Annotated in this window: 19 protein-coding genes and 1 pseudogene; 12 read left to right on the top strand and 8 right to left on the bottom strand. The window is 64.2% G+C overall.

Features of this window, described 5'->3' with window-relative positions; translation table 11 throughout:
• Positions 1-118 precede the first annotated feature (118 nt).
• Positions 119-1,363, bottom strand: a pseudogene (locus ACTJLC_RS29525) (type VI secretion system Vgr family protein); the annotation flags it as partial.
• 201 nt (positions 1,364-1,564) lie between these two features.
• Here ACTJLC_RS29525 and ACTJLC_RS29520 point away from each other — a divergent pair.
• Positions 1,565-1,879, top strand: coding sequence for a hypothetical protein (locus ACTJLC_RS29520; protein WP_310132733.1), 315 nt, complete (start codon positions 1,565-1,567; stop codon positions 1,877-1,879).
• A 231-nt stretch (positions 1,880-2,110) separates the two neighbouring features.
• Here the strand turns inward: ACTJLC_RS29520 and ribA are convergent, their stop codons facing one another.
• Entirely contained in the window at positions 2,111-2,761 is a 651-nt protein-coding gene (ribA, locus tag ACTJLC_RS29515) for a GTP cyclohydrolase II (RefSeq protein WP_073431615.1), read from the bottom strand.
• Between the two features lie 268 nt (positions 2,762-3,029).
• Here ribA and ACTJLC_RS29510 point away from each other — a divergent pair, with 268 nt between their 5' ends.
• Positions 3,030-3,473, top strand: coding sequence for a CBS domain-containing protein (locus tag ACTJLC_RS29510; RefSeq protein ID WP_073431616.1), 444 nt, complete (start codon positions 3,030-3,032; stop codon positions 3,471-3,473).
• 259 nt (positions 3,474-3,732) lie between these two features.
• Here ACTJLC_RS29510 and ACTJLC_RS29505 read toward each other — a convergent pair whose 3' ends face one another.
• Together ACTJLC_RS29505 and ACTJLC_RS29500 are read right to left on the bottom strand one after the other, a co-directional pair.
• Positions 3,733-4,077, bottom strand: coding sequence for a DUF4148 domain-containing protein (locus ACTJLC_RS29505; protein ID WP_073431617.1), 345 nt, complete (start codon positions 4,075-4,077; stop codon positions 3,733-3,735).
• Between the two features lie 273 nt (positions 4,078-4,350).
• Positions 4,351-4,998 carry a DNA-3-methyladenine glycosylase gene (locus ACTJLC_RS29500; protein ID WP_073431654.1) on the bottom strand — a complete coding sequence of 216 codons (648 nt, stop codon included), beginning with the start codon at positions 4,996-4,998 and terminating at the stop codon, positions 4,351-4,353.
• A 365-nt stretch (positions 4,999-5,363) separates the two neighbouring features.
• On the opposite strand from ACTJLC_RS29500, the gene ACTJLC_RS29495 reads away from it, so the two are divergent.
• Positions 5,364-5,729, top strand: a complete 366-nt coding sequence (locus ACTJLC_RS29495; protein ID WP_083086178.1) for a BON domain-containing protein — start codon at positions 5,364-5,366, stop codon at positions 5,727-5,729.
• Positions 5,730-6,106: 377 nt separating this feature from the next.
• Complete coding sequence (locus ACTJLC_RS29490; protein ID WP_310132737.1) at positions 6,107-7,189, top strand: calcium:proton antiporter; 1,083 nt, start codon at positions 6,107-6,109, stop codon at positions 7,187-7,189.
• 16 nt (positions 7,190-7,205) lie between these two features.
• Here ACTJLC_RS29490 and ACTJLC_RS29485 read toward each other — a convergent pair whose 3' ends face one another.
• On the bottom strand, positions 7,206-8,099 hold the full coding sequence (locus ACTJLC_RS29485; RefSeq protein WP_154873561.1) for a LysR substrate-binding domain-containing protein: 894 nt from the start codon (positions 8,097-8,099) through the stop codon (positions 7,206-7,208).
• A 566-nt stretch (positions 8,100-8,665) separates the two neighbouring features.
• On the opposite strand from ACTJLC_RS29485, the gene ACTJLC_RS29480 reads away from it, so the two are divergent.
• From ACTJLC_RS29480 to ACTJLC_RS29450, 7 genes are all read left to right on the top strand, one after another.
• Positions 8,666-9,760: an ABC transporter substrate-binding protein gene (locus ACTJLC_RS29480; RefSeq protein WP_154873560.1), complete on the top strand. Its 1,095-nt coding sequence runs from the start codon at positions 8,666-8,668 to the stop codon at positions 9,758-9,760.
• Positions 9,757-10,758, top strand: a complete 1,002-nt coding sequence (locus ACTJLC_RS29475; protein WP_310132742.1) for an ABC transporter permease — start codon at positions 9,757-9,759, stop codon at positions 10,756-10,758. The genes ACTJLC_RS29480 and ACTJLC_RS29475 overlap by 4 nt, the downstream gene beginning before the upstream one ends.
• Entirely contained in the window at positions 10,755-11,636 is an 882-nt protein-coding gene (locus ACTJLC_RS29470) for an ABC transporter permease (RefSeq protein ID WP_310132744.1), read from the top strand. Before ACTJLC_RS29475 ends, ACTJLC_RS29470 begins: the two co-directional genes overlap by 4 nt.
• 34 nt (positions 11,637-11,670) lie before the next feature.
• The gene (locus tag ACTJLC_RS29465) at positions 11,671-12,744 is read left to right on the top strand and encodes an ABC transporter ATP-binding protein (RefSeq protein WP_154873557.1); all 1,074 of its coding nucleotides are present in this window, start codon (positions 11,671-11,673) and stop codon (positions 12,742-12,744) included.
• Positions 12,745-12,884: 140 nt separating this feature from the next.
• On the top strand, positions 12,885-13,709 hold the full coding sequence (locus tag ACTJLC_RS29460) for a transporter substrate-binding domain-containing protein (RefSeq protein ID WP_154873556.1): 825 nt from the start codon (positions 12,885-12,887) through the stop codon (positions 13,707-13,709).
• A 66-nt stretch (positions 13,710-13,775) separates the two neighbouring features.
• On the top strand, positions 13,776-14,522 hold the full coding sequence (locus tag ACTJLC_RS29455) for an amino acid ABC transporter permease (RefSeq protein ID WP_073431626.1): 747 nt from the start codon (positions 13,776-13,778) through the stop codon (positions 14,520-14,522).
• A 2-nt stretch (positions 14,523-14,524) separates the two neighbouring features.
• The gene (locus ACTJLC_RS29450) at positions 14,525-15,181 is read left to right on the top strand and encodes an amino acid ABC transporter permease (protein WP_114164646.1); all 657 of its coding nucleotides are present in this window, start codon (positions 14,525-14,527) and stop codon (positions 15,179-15,181) included.
• A gap of 117 nt (positions 15,182-15,298) precedes the next feature.
• On the opposite strand, the gene ACTJLC_RS29445 is transcribed toward ACTJLC_RS29450, so the two are convergent.
• The 3 genes from ACTJLC_RS29445 to ACTJLC_RS29435 are packed head-to-tail and all read right to left on the bottom strand — an operon-like array spanning position 15,299 to position 19,304.
• Positions 15,299-16,579, bottom strand: a complete 1,281-nt coding sequence (locus tag ACTJLC_RS29445) for a c-type cytochrome (protein WP_310132750.1) — start codon at positions 16,577-16,579, stop codon at positions 15,299-15,301.
• A 12-nt stretch (positions 16,580-16,591) separates the two neighbouring features.
• Positions 16,592-18,847, bottom strand: coding sequence for a xanthine dehydrogenase family protein molybdopterin-binding subunit (locus tag ACTJLC_RS29440; RefSeq protein WP_310132753.1), 2,256 nt, complete (start codon positions 18,845-18,847; stop codon positions 16,592-16,594).
• A gap of 1 nt (position 18,848) precedes the next feature.
• The gene (locus ACTJLC_RS29435) at positions 18,849-19,304 is read right to left on the bottom strand and encodes a (2Fe-2S)-binding protein (RefSeq protein ID WP_114164649.1); all 456 of its coding nucleotides are present in this window, start codon (positions 19,302-19,304) and stop codon (positions 18,849-18,851) included.
• A 360-nt stretch (positions 19,305-19,664) separates the two neighbouring features.
• Here ACTJLC_RS29435 and ACTJLC_RS29430 point away from each other — a divergent pair, with 360 nt between their 5' ends.
• Positions 19,665-20,063 carry a hypothetical protein gene (locus ACTJLC_RS29430; protein ID WP_073431631.1) on the top strand — a complete coding sequence of 133 codons (399 nt, stop codon included), beginning with the start codon at positions 19,665-19,667 and terminating at the stop codon, positions 20,061-20,063.
• The last annotated feature ends 242 nt before the right edge of the window (positions 20,064-20,305 follow it).

Here is a 20,305-nt window from a genome sequence, read left to right as displayed (position 1 = left end):
TGGGGATGGGCTCGCGCCCCTGCGTTCGACATGGCTGACTGGCTCCGTCAATCTAAACGCGCCCATCATGCTTTGGAAAAATCAGCATCGGGAAACGGTCGGGCCGAGTCGCTTACCTTTCGCCGCCCTTGGGCCAGTCCGCAAAATCCGCGTCGAAGCGGACGACGTAATAGCCCGCAGCGTTCAGGTAGCCATAGGTGTATTTGTCCGGGCTGCAGATACGCGCGCTGAGGGTCCCGGCGATTCTGGGCCAGGTGTCCGGTTTCAGTTCGAGGCGAAAGCGCCGGTCAGCGGGAATCGCCCTGTAGCTGTTGGTGTAGGGTTTGTCGCGCGCGCCATGATGCCTGAGCTCGATGATCATCTGGCCTTTGGGCGCATCGGGCAGCACGACATCCGTTTCCAGCACTCGCGCGCACTGCAGCGCCAGCACGTTGCTTTCGCCCTCATACACTACCTGCCGCGCGATTGCCGCTTCATGACGCAGCTGCGCCTCCCACTTCGCGCCGTCCTGATCCAGATGATGCGTGCCGTAGATATACGGCTGGCCGTAGGTCGTGGGATCCTGCGGGGCAATATTGGCCTCGTCGCGAAAACGCTCCCAGGCGGCCTCGGGGTTGTAGTCGGCGACCACGAACGACTGCGGCACCGTGACCGTGTGCGTCCTGAGCGACGTCACCGCCTCCACGCCACCCGCCTCGAGACCGGCCGCTTCACGGTACGGCACCACCAGTTGCGGATCGTAGCGATAGTGGTCGATGTCGTCGCCAAACACCACCTGGTCGCCGTGCTCGGTCTCGACGATATAGAAATAGATGCCTGTCTTCTCCATGAGCATCCGGACGTAGGACAGATCGTCGAGTTTGTACTGGAAGCGGAACAGCTGTTTCGGGTACGGGTTCCTGAGACGGAACGAGTACTGCTCCGGCCTGAACCCATGACGGCGCATCACCAGCGCAATGATGTCGGGAATCGACTGGTGCTGGTAGATCTGGGTATTGGTGACCGCGGCAAGCCGTCCGACATGGGACCTGAGCACCAGCCGGTACTTCGTGAAGTCCTTCGTCGTCTGGATCGTCGAGAAACGCTCGATGTACCCCGAGAACTTCTTCGGCGCACCATCGTCCGGCACGATCGAGAAAGCCGCGTCGCGGCTCAGGTAGTCGTTGCGCGAAAGCTGTTGCGGATGGGTCAGCTCGATCTGTACTTCGACGGGCTCGCCCATCCTCTCGGTTATCTCGAACGAGACGACCGACAGTTGGGCCGCGCTGTCGGTGCCCGGCACATCCAGAAAATGGCGCTGCCGCCCCGGAGCCGCCATCACGCCGGAGACCGCCTCTCTCGCATCGTCATACAGGCTTGCCATCTTCTATCGACTCCTCACCTGATCAGCACTGCTTCAGGACCGTTATGCGCGACAGACACATCGGTCGCGAACGATACCTGTTTGGGGAGGAAACGATACGCGCCTTCATCCCGCGGGTGAAGGGTCCGAACAGCTCACCGGCGGCGTCTGTTGTTTTTAACCGATCGCTGACAATCCCTGACTTCGCATTGTGTTTTTGGGATGATTGTCGTGCTACCTAGTCCAGACCTGTCAACGTCGACTGAAACCTGCTTCACCTGCGCGACGACAATTGTTCTGTCCGGCGTGTTGCCTGGCGAAGGAATGTTACCCGGCGGATTGTTGTCGTTTCGCTTTCTTTCTTTTCTTCTTTCGTGGCTTGCCGAGCTCTTCCCGCAGCAGCCGAATGGCGTGTTTGCGGTGATACCCGGTCAGAGCCACGAACTCATCGAGAATGCTGATCCGTTCACCGAGCGTCGCGATGCGATACCGCAATTGCAATTGCTGCCACCAACTCCTTGCGTGTCGTCATGCTGATTTGCCTCGTCACCTCGTGCCGCTCCCGCCGGACAATCCGACGTGTAGCAAACTACGTGAGGCAACAGATCAGCGCGAGTTGCAATTCTAATGAGTCAATGCGCAGCAGAAACCATTGTCGCCGTAGCACCGTGAACGGCAATACCTGCCGCACTGGCCGGCATTGGCGCAGCAGCAATCAATAAGGGAAGAAAATAGGCGGCGCAGCAATCGCCCGGAATTTACAAGGTTCTATTCGTTCTCGTCGAAGTAATGACCGAACTTCAACTGCTTGGTGCGGATATAGCGCTCGTTTTCCTCGCGCATCGGAATCGCCAGCGCGACCCGCTCGCACACCGGAATGCCGTGCTTGGAGAGCGTGTCGAACTTCTCCGGATTGTTGCTCATCAGGCGCACCGAGGTCACCTTCAGCGTGCGCAAAATGCCCGCCGCCGAATCGTATTCGCGCGAGTCGTCGGGCAAGCCGAGATCGAGATTGGCCTCGACGGTATCGCGCCCCTGCTCCTGCAGCGCATACGCGCGGATCTTGTTCGACAGGCCGATGCCGCGCCCTTCGTGGCCGCGCAGATACAACAGCACGCCGCAGCCTTCGGCTGCGATATAGCGCAGTGCGAGATCGAGCTGCTCGCCGCAATCGCAGCGATAGGAGCCGAGCACGTCGCCCGTGAGGCATTCCGAATGCAGGCGCGTGAGTACCGATGACTGGTTCGCGACCTCGCCCATCACGAGCGCGAGATGTTCGGCGCCGCTGTCGACCACGCGAAACACATAGGACGTGAACGTGCCGTAGCGCGTGGGAAGCGTGGCGGTAGCGTCGAGAACGACGCATTCTTCGCTGATGGCGCCGTCTGCCGTGGGCGACGGATCGTGAGACGTGAGCATGGCGTTGGACAGTGGTGCTGACATGAACCCGATCAAACCGGGGATAAGGTACGGACTGGGAGTTTACCGCTAATCGGCACGGTGCACCCGATGCCCTTGCGCGGTGCATGGAGCCGCCCGGTGCCGCGCCGCTACCCGAACTCGGCCCGCGGCGCGCCCCAGGTATTCCCGAAGTACCGCGGCGGCGCGTCGCGCCTATACTGGAATGGCCTGTCCCTCACGACAACGCGCCGTGCCGGCGCGCCGCATAGCGAAACGGAGCCGCTCCATGACAAGCGTTGCACAGCTTCTTAAAACGAAACCGAACAACACCACCGTCTACACGATCGGGGTCGACGATTCCGTCTACGAGGCGATCCGGCTGATGGCCGAAAAAGGCATCGGCGCGCTCGTGGTGACGGACGGCGACAGCATCGCCGGCATCGTCACGGAGCGCGACTACGCGCGCAAGGTCGTGCTGATGGACCGTTCGTCCAAGGCCACGCCGGTGCGCGACATCATGAGCAAGGCGGTGCGCTTCGTGCGCCCCGATCAGAGCACCGACGACTGCATGGCCCTCATGACCGAACGCCGCATGCGCCATTTGCCGGTCATCGAAAACGACAGGCTGGTGGGCATGGTGTCGATCGGCGACCTGGTGAAGAACATCATCGCTGAACAGCAGTTCACCATTCAGCAACTCGAGTTCTATATTCACGGCGAACGTCCTTGACGCACGGCGGCGCCTCTCGCGCCGCGCGATTCCACGCAAACACGCAGACGCAAAAAAAGCCCAATCCTTGACCGGGCTGGGCGAAGCTACCTTGCGGCAGCGGAGGTTCCTTGTATCGTGGACCGGGACAGCGCCGCGGCGGGCTGGCTACCCAGCGGACCGCGCACGAGTCTCACGCCGGAACAAAGACACCGTGTCGTGATGCGCGCCGCATCGGGCGGCGCGCCGATTTCTGCTTTTCCAATACCGCGCTACCGCGTTAGTTACCGAAATAAACCGACTTCGGACCCGAGGTCGGCTGGACCGTGCCGCCCGACTGCGACGAACCGCTCATCGGCGCGCCGTAACCACTGGTGTCGGCGACTGGTTGCTGGGTTTGTGCGATGGCCGGGTTTTGTTCCTGCACGCGGCGCTCGGCGGCCTGGATATCGGCCGGATAAGCCGGATCGCTGGCGGTGGCCGGGTTATAGCCCGCGCGCTCCAACTGAATCAGTTCGTTACGGACTTCCGCGCGGGTCACGGGTTGCTGGCTCGATTGGGCGAACGAGGCGACCGGGGCCGCGAGAACGGCTGCGAGGGCAACTGCCTTGATAAACGAGTTCATGATGACTTACCTCCAGATTGGTTTTTTGCTTCGCTTGCCACACACCGTGAGCAGCGAGTGATTCCAGTCTAGTCACCGGCACGCCAAGGGAAAACCCTTAATTGAGAGATACATAATTGCCCTAATCGCAACAGTGCAGCGGAATTTACCGTCGCATGCGAATTGGGTCGAGGGTTCCCCGTAATAATGCGCGGCTTCGTAAGCCTTTGTGTCTGAGGTTTCCAAAACGCATCCTGTCCCCGCGGATTTTGCCGGCGCCCGTGCGCTTGCCGGTCAGATTTTCGCGCGAGCCTCGGGTCCGGCATGCGCGCTCAACAACAGCTTTCGCGGTCCGCTCACGAACGCGCTGCCCGGTTCGAAAAACCGCAACGGTCGATGCATTTCGCGCGACAGACCAATGCGCGTCGTCACGCCAACCGGCAACTCGCCACGTTCAATCACGCCAATCCAAAGACCACGCCCAGTGCAAAGATCGCGGCCGTCGAACGCCTGGCCGATGCCGAGCGCGGTGGTCAAGCGGCCGGGTCCACGCGCGAGATCGCGCAGCGGCACGCCGGGGCGCCGCGCTTCCATCAACGGCAAACCTTCGAGCGGCTCGATCGCGCGAAACAGAATGCCCGCGCCGACCTCCTCCGCTTCCGCCGACATGTTCAGCATGTAGGACAAGCCATACGTGAGGCGCACGTAGGCGTGACCTCGCGCGAGAAACATCGAGCCGTTATGCGGACGTCGGCCGATGAACGCATGGCTGGTCGAATCGCCGACCGGATACGCCTCGGTCTCGACGATCCGTCCGCTGATGCGGCCTTCGGGCAGATCGTGCACGAGGTACTTGCCGATCATGAAGCGCGCCAGGCCGATCGTATCGACCGGCAAATCGTCACGATGCAACGGCAGGATGGGAAGCAACGGTTCGGGCATGCGTTCGGCCTTTTTAAAAGCGCGCAGCGCGCGGTTCGATGGATGCGCCATGCCACGCGGTATCGCGACATGGGTCGGTTGTCATCGGCCGATGCGTTGTAGCCACGCCTCATTTCGTGGCACCGTCGCAGTCGCCGCGGCATCGATTGGAGTATCGTGTGTTTCCGGTCCGCGGCACAGCCTTTGCCGGCTCGCATGCGCCTCGGCCCGCTCGTATCGCATCACCTCGCCTCGATCAGCAGTCAGCTTGCATGCACTCGCACGACCCGCGGCACAGTCCCGTTCAGATTCGTCCCGAAGTACCGTAGTTGCATTAAAGCGTCCCCACCCGGGGACCGAAGTATTCACGACAACAGGAGAGTTCAATGAAAGCATTCACGGCAATCAAGATGGTCGGCGGCGCGCTGATCGTTCTGGCATCGCTCAACGCCTACGCGCAAAGCAGCGATGCGGCGACCACGGCGGCCCCCGAGGCAGCCTCCGCGGCGCCGACCGCCAAGCAGGCCAAGGCCGCCAATCGTGCCTTGGGCCGCAAGGTGCGTAGCGCGCTGACGAAAACCAAAGGGCTGAGCGTGGCCAATATCTCGGTGCGTGCACGTGGCGGCGCGGTGACGTTGGCCGGCTCCGTGCCGGAGCAGCCGCAAGTCGATCTGGCGACTCAGGCCGCGCAAGGCGTCGCCGGCGTGACTTCAGTGAAGAACGCGCTGACGATCCGCCCGGTCGGACAGTAATTCGGTCGGCCGCGACCGTAGCGGCAGATCCGGGCGTCGCTGGGTTCGACAACGCATCGACGCCCGACTATCAGATCACTAGGTTCAACCGGCTCGCTCCGGCGCTACACGCCGCCGAATCTCGCGAAGCCGCACTACACTGCAACCCACCTGCTTTCCGCGCAAGCCCGCTTGACCGATCGTTCTGGTCAAGCGTCGCCGCATGTACCGCGCCTGCGGGACGCCGTCTGCGAAAATCTCGGACGCGGTCAAGTATCCCTTATAATTTAATACGTTAGAACGTATTTATGAGAAGCCGCATGAGCTTCCGCGCTCGCTCCTAGCCCACGTGGAACCCCTCCGCGCCAGTCAAAACAAGCAACAAAAAGGAAGCCCCAATGACCTCGACCGCGACCGTTCTACCCCGCTGGACCATTGCCGCGCCGTTCGTCGCCTGGATGGTGCTGGGCGCCGCCTATCTGCTGCCGGGCAACGGGCTGCTGCTCGCTTTGGTCGGCGTGGCGCTGTGCGCGGCGGTGTTTACGGCGGTGCACCATGCGGAAGTGGTCGCGCATCGCGTCGGCGAGCCGTTCGGCACCTTGGTGCTGGCGGTGGCCGTCACCGTGATCGAGGTCGCGCTGATCGTCTCGGTGATGCTGACCTCCGGCCCCGAAAAGGCCGGCCTCGCGCGCGACACCGTGTTCGCCGCGGTCATGATCGTCTGCAACGGCATCGTGGGCATTTGCCTGTTAGTGGGCGGCATCCGGCATCGCGAGCAGGACTTTCAAAGCCGTGGCGCGGCCGCGGCGCTGGCGGTGCTCGCCTCGCTGTCCGTGCTCACGCTCGTCATGCCGAACTACACGACCACCCGCGCCGGCCCGGTGCTGTCGCCGTCGCAACTGGCGTTCGCGGGCGTTTCGTCATTGGTGCTGTACGGCGTGTTCGTGTTCGTGCAGACGGTACGGCATCGCGATTACTTTCTCGCCGACGTGCCCGACGAAGACGTGCACGCCGCCCCGCCGAGCAGCCGCGTGGCGCTCGCGGCCGGCGGTTTGCTGCTGGTGTGCCTCGTCGCCGTGGTGCTGCTGGCGAAGGTGCTGTCGCCGGTCGTCGAAACCGCGGTGCAGAACGCGGGCGCGCCGGCGGCGGTGGTCGGCATCATCATCGCCGCGCTCGTTCTGCTGCCCGAGGGTCTCGCGGCGGTGCGCGCGGCCCGCGCCGATCGCTTGCAGAACAGCATGAATCTCGCGCTGGGTTCCGCGCTCGCCAGTATCGGGCTAACCATTCCGACCGTCGCCGCGGTGTTTCTCGCGACCGGTCAGTCGCTCGTGCTCGGCATCGACGGCAAGCAAACGGTGCTGTTGATCCTCACGCTGCTGGTCGGCACGCTCACGCTCAGCAGCGGGCGCACCACGATTCTGCAGGGCGCCGTGCATCTGTCGCTGTTCGCGGCGTATCTGTTTCTGTCGTTCGCGCCGTGACGCGACGTTCGCGGCCTCACTCCTGCCAATGCGCGGCGATCCAGTCGCGAAACAGATTGAGCTTTTGCTGATGCGCGGCTGAATCCGGATAGATGAAGTAATAACGCCAGCCGGTCTTGAGCACCGTATCGAACGGCCGCACCAGCCGCCTCGCCGCGACGTCCTCGTCGATCAGCGCGAGGTCGCTGATCGCCACGCCGAAGCCCTGCAACGCGGCGTTGGTCGCCATGTCGAGCGTGTCGAAACTCGGCCCGTGCTCGGCGTCGATCGCCTGGGCGTTCGCGGCATCCGCCTCGCTCACCTTGGCGAGCCACATTTTCCAGTCGCGATGATCGCGCGTGGGATGCAGCAACGTATGGCGCGCCAGGTCCGCGATCTCGTCCAACGGCTTGTCTTTCAGAAGATCGGGCGCGCACACCGGCGTCAGACGCTCCTCGAACAAGGGCACCGCCTGCACGTCCGCACCCGGCGACGAACCATAGATGATGGCCGCGTCGAACGGCTCCATCTGAAAGTCGACGTCATGCTGCCAGGTCGTGGTGATCTGCACGTGCAGATCGGGATACTCGGCCTGGAAGCGCATGATCTTCGGCAGCATCCAGCGCATCACGCAGGTCGGCACCTTCAGCGCGAGATCGGTGCGCTGCCGCGTGAGGCGCAGCGAAATCTCCTCGATGCGCGCGAAGCTTTCCTTCACGGCCGGCAGCAGCAGCTCGCCTTCGGCGGTAAGCGTCAAGCCCTTCGCGTGACGCTTGAAGAGCGGGAACTTGTAGTAATCCTCGAGCGCGATGATTTGCCGGCTCACCGCGCCTTGCGTCAGGCAAAGATGGTCCGCGGCGCGCGTGAAGCTGCGATGCCGCGCGACGGTTTCGAAAATCTGCAGCGCGTTGAGCGGCGGGAGACGGCGCATCGAAAGAAGTCCAGTAGGGTCCAGTAAGGATCAGAAAAACTCATTGCGCGAGCGTGAAGCAATGGGCGTCGCGCAGCGCATGCGGCCCATCTGGCCGATAGGATACGCCATCGAAAATTCTCACAGGCGCTCGAACCTCGCTTGAACCCATGCGTGTTGCTCATGGCATGAAGCAGGACGCCGGGCTCGACCGCCGGTTTGCACCGGCACAGGGCGCGTACCGTTCGCGACCGCACCAGAACCGAGCTTTCCTCATACCTCCCCGCGCAGCCCGAGCGCGGAAAAAACGTGGACGTTAACCCGCACGCGCCACCGTCTCGGCGCTCCCGCTTGCCCGATCAATGCCGCCGGCACCACCACCTCAATGCCGACGCATGAGATTAGCTCATGCGTTCCATGCGCATATTTCGTTTGTTGAGGGATTTTGGCAAACCTAGAGTGCATCCACCGCGGCGCATCGGGCAACGCGCCCGGTCATGCCAGGCGGGCAGCGCCAACGAGCGATGCAGCGGCAGCGGTCACAGCGAACATCACCCAGCAACAGGCGCTCAACACAGGAGACCGCCATGCAAGACATCAAACGGGGTAGAAGGCAGGCCATCAAGACGCTCGGCGCGGCGCTCGCGGCGTCCACGTTGCCGATGCCGTTCGTCAATCTCAAGGCTGAGGAGCACAACTTCTCCGGCAAAACGCTGCGCCTCCTGACATGGTCCGACGACACCGGCGCCGCGGCCTTGCGCAACATCGCCGCCACCTTCACGGCGAAGACCGGCGCGAAGGTGATCGCCGATCGCGCCGACGGCACCTCCGGCATGGTCGCCAAGGTCAAGGCCGCGGGCGAGCGGCCGACCTACGACGTGATCACGCTGGCGGGCGTGGGCGCGGCGGGTCTCGGCGACGCCGGCCTGCTGATGAAGCCCGATCTCGACAAGCTGCCGAATCTCAAGGACGTGGCCCCGCAATACCGCACGGGCGCGAACGGTTTCGGCATCGGCTATCTGCTGTGGTCGGACGGCCTGATCTACAACACGTCGACGTTCAAGGAAGCGCCGTCGTCGTATGAAGCGTTGTGGGACTCGAAGTACGCCGGCCGCCTGTTCCTGCCGCCGCCGGAATGGGCCGAAGCAGTGGACCTCGCGATCATCGCCGCGAAAATGAACGGCGGCTCGCAGCAGAACATCGAGCCGGGCTTCAGGAAACTGATGCAACTGAAAGACCACGTGATGACGCTCGGCGAGAACCCGAACCAGGTGGCCGATCTGTTCCGCACCGGCTCGCTCGATATCGGCGGCATCTATTCGCCGGCCTTTTTCCCCGCGCAGATCCGCAAGCCCGAGTACAAGATGGGCGTGACCTACGGCATGAAGGAAGGCTTCGCTACGCAACTGATGTTCACGGTGATCCCGAAGTCGCATCCCGGCGACAGCGATCTGATCCACGCCTTCATCAACCATTCGCTCGATGCCGGCGTGCAAGGCCGCATGGCGGCGGACGTGCTGAACGGCCCGGTCAATTCGAAAGCGGTGATTCCCGCCGAGAGCCGCGCGTTCGTACCGAGCCCGCGGCAGATCGCCGAAAAAGCCGTATTGCACGACGACAAGGCGCTCGCCGTCGTGCAGCCGGCGTGGATCAAGCGCTACACCGAAATCTTCTCGGCATGACGGCGATGCTCGCGCGCTTTTCGCGGCGAGCCGGATCGGCGTCGACTGCGGCGCGGGGTTCGGCCGCGGCATCCGGCAGCGCGGCGGGCGCGGCGGGCGGCGCGCCCAATCCCGCATCCGTCGCGCCGGACCAGCCCGCCGCAAGCGCGTTGGACAAAGCGCGCCCGTGGCTGCTGCTCGCGCCGATCCTGCTGTTTCTCGCGGTGCTCGGCGCGGCCGCGCTCGTCGTGCTGCGCATGAGCTTCGGCACGCAAGGCAACGAGTGGCGCGGCTTCACGCTGCAAAATTACGCGGACCTGCTCGACGGCTACTTCCTCAAGTCTTTATGGCTCACGCTGAAGCTGGCGTTTCAAAGCATGATCTGCGCGGTCGTGCTGGCGATTCCCGTCGCGCTCGCGATGGCTCGCACGCAATCGCGGCTCGCGCGGCGTCTGCTGCTCGCGGGTGTGCTTCTGCCGCTGCTCGTCAATCTGCTGCTGCAAGGTTATGGCTGGCTGATCATTCTCGGTCCGGCCGGTTTGCTCAATCATGCCCTGCTCGGCAGCGGGCTCGTGCAACGCCCGGTGATGTGGCTGTATCGCGAACATGGCGTGTTGCTCGGCTTGATCCAGACGGCGTTTCCGCTCGCCGTGCTGCCGTTGTCGAGCGCGATGCGCGCGGTCTCGCGCTCGTATGAAGAGGCCGCGGCGACGCTCGGCGCGACGCGCTGGCAAACGCTGCGTCACATTCTGTTGCCGCTCGCGCTGCCCGGTCTCGTGTCCGGCGCGTTGCTGGTGTTCGCGTACAACGCCAGCGCGTTCGCCGTGCCTTTGCTGCTCGGCGGACGCCGCGTGCCGATGCTCGCCGTGCTGGTCCACGATCAGGTGGCGCCCTTGCTGAACTGGCCGGCGGCGTCCGCATCGGGCGTCGTGCTGATGCTCGCCACGCTTACGGTGATGGCGCTCTCGCAGCGCCTTGTGCGCCGCACGCAACGTCTTGCCGAGGAGCCGCGCGCATGAGCACGCCGATTCAAACCGCGCGGCTCGCGCGTTTGCCCCGCGTTTCCCGTTGGCCGGTCACGATGCCCGGCCGGCTCGGCAAGGCCGCCGCGCTGCTGGCCGCGCTCGTCCTGTTTCTCGCCGCGCTGCCGATCCTCACGATGATCGCGATGTCGTTCAGCGCGGCCGATACGCTCGAATTCCCGCCGCACGCCTACGGCTTGCACTGGTATCGCGCCGCGTGGCGCAGCTTCGTCGCGCCGGATGCGAGCGACTCGCTCTCGATGGGCGCGGCGTTAAGCACGAGCCTGATCGTCGCGCTTTGCACGATGATCATCGCCACGCTCGTTTCGGTGCCCGCCGCCTATGCGCTCTGCCGCTACCGTTTTCGCGGCAAGCCCGCGGTCGAGCAACTGGTGGCGTTGCCGCTCGTCTATCCGCTCGTGATGCTCGGCCTCTCGCTGCTGCTGGTGTTCAACGTGCTGCCGGTCGAACTCGGCGTGTTCCGCCTGATCATCGCGCATGTGATTCTGGCGCTGCCGTTTACCGTGAAGAATTGCGCGGCGTCGGTGGCCTCGATCGGCCCCGAGTTCGAGGAAGCCGCCTGCGTGATGGGCGCAAGTCCTGGCCGCGCGCTCGTCGACGTGATCCTGCCGCTGATGCGCCCCGGCATTCTCGCCGGCATGCTGTTCGCGTTCATCGTCTCGTTCAACGAATTCACGGTGACCTTCTTCCTGTACGGCATCGACACGATGACCCTGCCGGTGTGGCTGTACAGCCGCACGGTGTCGTCGCTCGATCCGACCGTGTTCTGTTTCGCCGTATTCATCGTCGCGATCGACTTCGCGCTGATCTGGCTGCTGGAAAAGCTGATCGGCGACGAAGGCGTTGCGCTTTGACCGCGCTTCTCACGCGTTGCCGCCGGAGCATTCGATGACCCATCTCACCTTGCAGGCCGTGACCCGGCGCTTCAACGCGGCGCATGCCGTCGACGGCGTCGATCTGAGCGTGCCCGACGGCAAGCTGGTCTGCTTTCTCGGGCCGTCCGGCTGCGGCAAGACCACGCTGCTGCGGATGATCGCCGGGCTCGAAACGCCGAGCTCGGGCAGCATCCACTTTGCCGGCCGCGACATCACGCGGCTGCCGGCGAACCAGCGCGACTTCGGCATGGTGTTCCAGTCGCTCGCGCTGTTCCCGCATATGACGGTCGCGCAGAACGTCGCCTATCCGCTGAAGCTGCGCAAGACCGTCAAGCACGAACAGGCGCGCCGCGTCGCCGAACTGCTCGACCTGATCCAGTTGCCGCACATGGCGAACCGGCCGGTCACGCAACTCTCCGGCGGTCAGCGCCAGCGCGTGGCGATTGCGCGCGCGATCGCCTCGCAACCGAAACTGCTGCTGCTCGACGAACCGCTCTCCGCACTCGACGCCAAGCTGCGCGAAGCGATGCAGGTCGAGATCCGCCTGCTGCAACAGCGCCTCGGCATCACGACGATCATGGTCACGCACGATCAGCGCGAAGCGATGACGATGGCCGATGAGATCGTCGTGATGGAGAAAGGCCGCATCGCGCAGGTGGGCAAGCCGCTCGATATCTATCGCGATCCGGTCAGCGAGTTCGTCGCCGACTTCATCGGCCTCGGCAATATCCTGCCGGTGACTTACGACGGCACGCTCGGCGTGTGCCTGCCGGGCGGGCGGCGCATCGCCGTCGCTCAAACGGCGCGCGTGCCGGATTCGGGCGGCGACATCCGCCTGCTGATCCGCCCGGAGGACGTGTGCGTGAAACCCGCTTCAGCCGAAGCCGGCGCGAATCGGCTCGCGGGCACCGTCACGTTTATCCGTGACGTGGGGGCCTCGCTGGAAGCGACGATCGATTGCGCCGGCTTCACGCTGACCGCCACGACCACGCCGCGCGAAACGCCGGGGCTCACGCTCGGCATGCCGGTGCTCGCGGAATTGCCGCCGCACGCCTGCAAGCTGATCGCCGCTCGCGCCGCGCACTGAACCGCCGAACCGAGTCACCGAGCCGAGTCACCGAGCCGAGTCACCGAGCCGAGCTACCGAACCGCGCGACCACAGCGAGCGACATTCCAGCCAACCCCTAAAGCCATTCCAACACCACCGTTCTCGACAGAGGAAAGACCATGCACCAGCCGCAAGTTTTGAAATCGACCACCCGCCGCGGGTTCGCGGCGCTCGCCGCCGCCCTCGCTTTCACGAGCCTCGGCGCGCTATGCGCCTTTTCGTCCGCCGCGCGAGCCGACGCGCTCGACGACATCGCGAAGTCGGGCACGGTGCGCATCGGCGTGTTCATGGACTATCCGCCGTTCGGCTCGATCGGCCCGGACATGAAGCCGATGGGCTACGACATCGACGTCGCCGATCTGATCGGCAAGTCGCTCAACGTGAAAGTGGAACTGGTGCCGGTGACGGGCGACAACCGCATGGCCTACCTCGCCGGCCACAAAACCGACATGCTGCTTTCGGTGGGCCAGACGCCGGAGCGCGAAAAGGTGATCGACTTCTCGCAGCCTTACGCGCCCTACTACCTCGCCGTGTTCGGCCCGAAAGCGCTGCCCGTCAAGAACGCCGGCGACCTCGCCGGCAAGTCGGTGTCGGTCGCGCGCGGCACGCTGGAAGACCTGAGCGTCAGCAAGATCGCGCCGCCCACGGCGATCATAAAAAGATTCGACGATCCTAACGGCGCAATTTCGGCGTTCCTTTCTGGTCAGGTACAGTTGATGGTCGTCGGCAACGACGTCGGCGCCACGATTCTCGCGCGTCATCCCGCGAACGATCCCGAGCAGAAGTTTTCGCTCTTCAGCTCGCCGGATCACGTGGGTTTGAACAAGAACGAGCCGCGTCTGAAGCAGAAAGTCGACGAAACCATTGCCAAGGCCCGCAAGGACGGCACCATGAACGCGATTTCGCAGAAGTGGTTGCGCGCGCCGCTGCCGGCCGATCTCTGAACCTTGTTTGAGCGCGCCGGCATGCCGGTGCGCGCCGGAGTTTGACCTCACGATGAGCGCCACGCCATGACCTATGCGTTCGATTTCAGCGGCTTCGGCCTCTATGCGGGGATGCTCGCGCGCGGCGTCGCCGTGACCTTGGGGCTGACGGCCGTGTCCACCGTGCTGGGCGGTCTCGTCGGCATTGGCGGCGCGAGCGTCGCGGTGGCCGGGCCGAAATGGGCGCGCTGGGTGATCGCGAGCTATGTGGAGTTGATCCGCAATACGCCGTTCATCGTGCAGTTGTTCTTCATCTTCTTCGGCTTGCCGAGCCTCGGCATTCATATCGACGAAATACAGGCCGCGATTCTGGCGATGACCGTCAATCTCGGCGCGTACGCGATCGAGATCGTGCGCGCCGGCATCGATTCGATTCCGCGCGGCCAGGTGCAGGCGGCGCAGGCGCTCGGTCTGCATGGGCGGCAAGTGTTCCGCTACGTGGTGCTGCCGCAGGCGGTCGCCGCCGTGTTTCCCGCGCTGCTGAGCCAGGTGCTGATCGTGATGCTCGGCTCGGCGGTCGTCTCGCAGATCTCGGTGCCCGATCTCACGTATGCGGCGAACTTCATCCAGTCGCGCAACTTCCGGTCGTTCGAGAGCTACGCGATCATCACGGCCACTTATCTGTTGATGTCGATCCTGTTGCGGCAATTGCTGAACCGCTTCGGCCGCGGTCTGTTCGCCGGCCGCGCGGCGCGCGGCGCCGACAGCGCGCCGCGTGGCTGGCGCACTCGCCTGATGTGGCGCGCCCCGCGCACCCTGCCCACGGAGCGTTGATCATGGTCGAATTCACCCTGTGGGACATCGCCCGCAATCTGCTGCTCGCCGCCCGCTGGACGGTGCTGTTGTCGCTGATCGCGTTTGTCGGCGGCGGCATGGTCGGGCTGATCTTGCTGGCGATGCGCGTCTCGCCGCTGCCGTGGCTGCGCCGGATCGTGATCGTGTACGTGGAAGTGTTCCAGGGCACGCCGCTGCTGATGCAACTGTTTCTCGCGTTCTTCGGTTTGCCGTTGATGGGCGTTGAAGTATCGCCGTGGGTCGCGGCAGCCGTCACGTTGACGCTTTACACGAGCGCGTATCTGGTCGACATCTGGCGCGGCTGCGTCGAAGCCGTGCCGCGCGGTCAATGGGCGGCGGGCGCGAGTCTCGGCATGACGTTCGGCCAGCAACTGCGCTATATCGTGTGGCCGCAGGCGCTGAAAATCGCCGTCGCGCCGACGGTCGGTTTTCTCGTGCAGGTGGTGAAAAGCACCGCGCTCGCGTCGATCATCGGCTTCGTCGAGTTGACCAAGACCGGCACGATGATCACCAACGCCGCGTTCCGTCCGTTCCCGATCTACGGCATGGTCGCGATGATCTACTTCGCGATGTGCTTCCCGCTGACGTGGTATGCGCGTGTGCTGGAGAAACGGCAGAAGGTCGGGCAGCATCGCTAGCTCGCGTTCGCAGCGAGCGTTTTGGCCGGGCGTTTTGGTTGGACTTGCGTCCGCGAATGAAAAAGCGGCAACCGTGAACAACAACCGTTGCCGCTTTTTTTGTGCCGCCCCGTATGACTAGCGAGCCGCCTGCGTCGACTTGCGCAGCTTCGCCACCTCCGCCGCGCTGACCGCCGGCGCACCGTTATTCCAGCCGGCCCGCACGAAGCTCAGCACGTCGGCGATCTGCTGGTCGTTCAACACCGGCGCGTACTTCGGCATCGGATACGGCGCGGGAATGCCGCCGATCACCAGATCCTCGGTGCCGTTCAAGGTCACGTTGATCAGCGACGACGGATTCGTTTCGAGCACATTCGGATTGCCCGCCAACGGCGCAAGCATCGGCGCGAAACCGCGTCCGTCGACGCCATGACAGTGCATGCAATACGCCGTGTACACGCGCGCGCCGGCATCGTTCGCGGGACGGTTCAACGACACCTTCGTCGCTTGCGGATCGAACGTATAAGGCGGCGCGCCGTTGCCGCCCGCCGGCGGCAGCGACTTCAGATACGTCGTCATCGCCGCGATGTCGGTGTCGTTCATGGCCTGCGTGCTGTTGTTGATCACGCTGGTCATCGAACCGAACGCCGAGGCGTGGCGATTCGCGCCGGTCTTGAGGAAGGTCTGCAGATCCTGATCGTTCCAGCGGCCCAGGCCGACGTTGTGCGCGCCGGTCAGATTCGCCGCGAACCAGCCGTCGAGCAGGCCGCCCGTGAGGAACGCGCTGCCGCTTTCATCGAGCGCCTTCTCCTGGAACGCGATGCCGCGCGGCGTATGACACGAGCCGCAGTGCCCGAGGCCTTGAATGAGGTATGCGCCGCGATTCCAGGCGACGTCCTTGCCCGGCTTGTCCTGATAGACGCCCTTCTCCAGGAAGACCATGTTCCAGAGCTTCAACGGCCAGCGCATGTTCAACGGCCACTTGATGTCCGGCTCGCGGTTGGCCTGCTGCACCGGCGCGACGCCGCTCATGAAATACGCGTACAGCGCTTTCATGTCGTCGTTGTTGACCTTCGCATACGACGGATACGGCATCGCCGGATACAGGTTGTGGCCGTCTCTCGCGACGCCTTCACGCATCGCGCGGGCAAAGTCCTCCTCGGTATAGCCGCCGATGCCGGTTTGCCGGTCGGGCGTGATGTTGGTGGTGTAGATGTGGCCCATCGGCGTGCTCATCGGCAGGCCGCCCGCGAACGGCTTGCCGCGCGGCGCTGTATGGCAGGCGGCGCAATCGCCGACCTTCGCCAGATACGCGCCGCGCTGCACCAGCGTTTGATCGGCGGCCTGCGCCGGCGCTTGCGTGACGAACGGCAGCGCGACGCACAGCGCCGCGCCGAAACCCTTCAGTGTGTTTTTCATGTCGGGCTCCGGTCAGACGGTTTGCAGTTGACTGCCGACCGGCAATTGCCGCAGCCGCTTGCCGGTGGCCGCATAAATCGCGTTGGTCAGTGCGGGCGCGAGCGCCGCGGTGCCGGGTTCGCCGATGCCGCCGGGCGCCTCGCTGCTCTTCACGATATGCACGTCGATGGGCGGCGTCTGATCGATGCGCAGCATCCGGTAGTCGGTGAAGTTGTTCTGCTCGACGCGGCCGTTCTTGATCGTGATCTCGCTGTAGAGCGCGGCCGTGATGCCGAAGATGATGCCGCCCTGCACTTGCGCTTCGATCGTGTTCGGATTCACGACCATGCCGCAGTCGACCGCGCACACCACGCGCTTGACCGCGACCTCGCCCTGGTCCACCGCCACGTCGACGATGATCGCAAAGAAACTGCCGAACGCGTGCATCACCGAGACGCCGCGCCCTTGCCCCTTCGGCACCGCGCTGCCCCAGTTCGCCGCCTGCGCGGCGGTGTTGAGCACGTTCAGCGCGCGCGGCGTCTTGCCCAGCAGATCCTGGCGATATTTGACCGGATCGACCTTGGCCTGCGCGGCGAGTTCGTCGATGAAACTCTCCACCACGAAGGTGCCGCGCGTCGGTCCCACGCCGCGCCAGAACGCGGTGGGGACCGCATGCGGCTCCTGGCGCACGTAGTCGACCAGTTGATTCGGCAAGTCGTACGGCAGGTCCGCGGCAACCTCCACCGCGTCGGGATCGATGCCGTTCTTGAACGCGGGCGGCGCGAAACGCGCCAGGATCGACGAGCCGACAATCCGATGCTGCCACGCCACCGGCTTGCCGTTCGCATCGAGCCCGGCGGAAAGCTTGTCGTAGTAGTACGGCCGGTACATGTCGTGCTGAATGTCCTCCTCGCGCGTCCACAGCACCTTGACCGGCGCGGACACCTGTTTGGCGACCTTGACCGCCTGCGTGACCATGTCGAATTCCAACCGCCGCCCGAAGCCGCCGCCGATCAGATGGTTATGCACGACGATCTTGTCGGCGGGCAAGCCGGTCTCTTTCATCGCGGCGTCCCGCGCGCGCGTCGGCACTTGCGAGCCGATCCAGACGTCGCAGGCGTCGGGGCGCACGTGCACGGTGCAATTGATCGGCTCCATCGTGGCGTGCGCGAGGAACGGCTGCTGATAGACGGCATCCACGCGCGTCTTGGCATTCGAAAAGGCGTTGCCGACGTCGCCTTCCTTGCGCGCGACCGCGCCGTTGCGCTGCGCGGCGTTGGCGAGATCGTCGACGATCTGCTTCATCGAAAGATTCGCGCCCGCGCCTTCGTTCCACTTGATGTCGAGCGCCTGCACGCCGCGTTTCGCGGCCCACGTGTGGTCGGCGATCACGGCGACCGCGTTGTCGATCTTGACCACCTGGCGCACGCCCGGGATCTTCTTCGCGTGGGTGTCGTCCACGCTCGCGAGCGTGCCGCCGAACACCGGGCAATTGGCGATGGCCGCGTAGACCATGCCGGGTACGCGCACGTCGAGGCCGAACACGGCGGTGCCGTCCACCTTCTCCGGCGAGTCGAGGCGCTTGACGGCGGTGCCGATCAGCTTGAAATCCTTCGGGTCTTTCAGCTTGACGTTTTCCGGCGCGGGCAGTTTGGCCGCCGCGTCCGCCAGTTGTCCATAGCCGATGCTGCGCTTGCTGGCCGCATGAATCACCTGGCCGGCTTGCGCATGACAGGTTGACGGATCGACCTGCCATTGCTGCGCGGCCGCGTTGACCAGCGCCACGCGCGCCGTCGCGCCGGCGCGGCGCATCGGCTCCCACGCATAGCGGATCGACGTGGAACCGCCGGTGAGCTGGCCGCCGAGCAGCGGGTCCGTGAAGAGTTTTTCGTTCGGCGGCGCGTGGTCGAGCGTGACTGAATCCAGCGGCACTTCGAGTTCTTCGGCGATCAGCATCGGGATCGACGTATAGACGCCCTGCCCCATCTCCACCTTCGGAATCACGAGCGTGACCTTGCCCGTGGTGTCGATCTGAATGAACGCGTTCGGCGCGAACACGCCGTTTTGCGGCGCCTCGTCGGCGTCGCCGCCGATCACCGATTTGCCGGCCTTCTGATCCTGGCTCGCGGCCGGCATGCTGAAGCCGAGCAGCAAGCCGCCGCCGGCCGCCGCGCCCACCGTCACGCCGAACTTGAGAAACGTGCGGCGGCTGACGCGGCCCTTGCCGCTGTCGGACGGCTGCGCGCCGTGGTGTGCGCCGTTGTGTGCATCGAGCAATCCCTGGGACATATCAGACTCCCTTCGCGGCTTGCTTGATCGCCGCGCGGATGCGGTTGTACGTGCCGCAGCGGCAGATGTTGCCGGCCATCGCGGCGTCGATGTCCGCATCGGTGGGATTGGCGTTGCTCGCGAGCAGCGAGGCGGCCGACATCACCTGGCCCGACTGGCAGTAGCCGCACTGCACGACGTCCAGTTGACGCCATGCCTGCTGCACCTTCTGTCCGGCCGGCGTGCTGCCGACCGCTTCGATCGTGGTGATCTTCCTGTCGCCGACCGCCGCCGCGGGCAACACGCACGAGCGCACCGCGACGCCGTCGAGATGCACGGTGCACGCGCCGCATTGCGCGATGCCGCAGCCGAACTTCGTGCCGGTCAAGCCGACGAGGTCGCGTAAGACCCACAACAGGGGCATGTCGGGCGGTGCATCGACGGTATGGGTTTGGCCGTTGATGTTGAACGTGGTCATGGGCGGCTCCGAGTGGGGATTATTGTTTGTCAGTCTGTTTAGACGGGACGTCGAACCAAAGCAGGAAAGCTTGCCGCGTTTATTCGGTAAGCGCTGCTAATACGCGATGAGGCCGACGTGCAGTTGAATCGAAGATGATGCGCGGCGTGAATGCGGCGCAACAGTCCGGCAAATTGTAGTCGCGCACAAAGAATTTCGCCGCGACCCCTGGCGCGCTGACGCAACAGGAGAGCCGCTGCCGGCGCGCCTGGCACGGAACGAACGACATCCGGATCAATGCGTTACCATCGCTTGATTGAGCTCGCCCGACTCGAACCGGCCTTACCGTCTGACTGCCTGACCATCCGAAGGAGCCGCACGATGAACGACCAGCAATGCACTCAATTCCTCTCGGAGATTCGCAGACCGCTATTGGCGCTGCATAAATCCATTCTCGATCACGAGCGCGCATCGTATGAAAAGGAATTCGGCCCGGTGACACCCGCCGCCTTCCTGCAAGTGCTGATCAACGGCTCGGGGTTTCGCTGGCTCACGCCGCTGTCGACCTTGATTGCGAACGTCGACGAAATTCTCGACGACAAGGAAGCCGAGCCCGCCGACCGGCTCGCCGCAGCCGAAGCGATCGTGGGTCTCTTTTCAGCCGATCAGCCGAATAATGCTTTTCTGCCGCGTTATCTGCCGCTGTTGCAGGCCGATCCGGCGATCCTGCATCTGCATGGCCAGGTCTCGCAACTGCTGCGCGGCGCGGCAGCGAAATAGCGTCGGCTCCCGAATTTCCTCACCGTTGAAAAACAGGCTTTCGGTTGGTCGGGCGTCGGCGAGTTGAAGGGTGAAGTCGCTTGCGATTAGCCGATTACCTGGTCTTCCGAATCGCGCCGACATGAAAACACCTTATTTCAAGGCGATTCATGCGCGATTCGCAAAGGTATGCGGTGCAGGCTGCCGCGTTCGGACCGACGAGGAGTCCGCGAGCGGACGTCTCGATGAATTTGCCTGGTGTT

The sequence above is a fragment of the Paraburkholderia sp. 22099 genome (assembly GCF_052045835.1).
GTDB classification, from domain to species: domain Bacteria; phylum Pseudomonadota; class Gammaproteobacteria; order Burkholderiales; family Burkholderiaceae; genus Paraburkholderia; species Paraburkholderia terricola.
The sequence above is the reverse complement of the archived record's forward strand: the minus strand, read 5'-3'. Positions and strand labels throughout refer to the sequence as shown.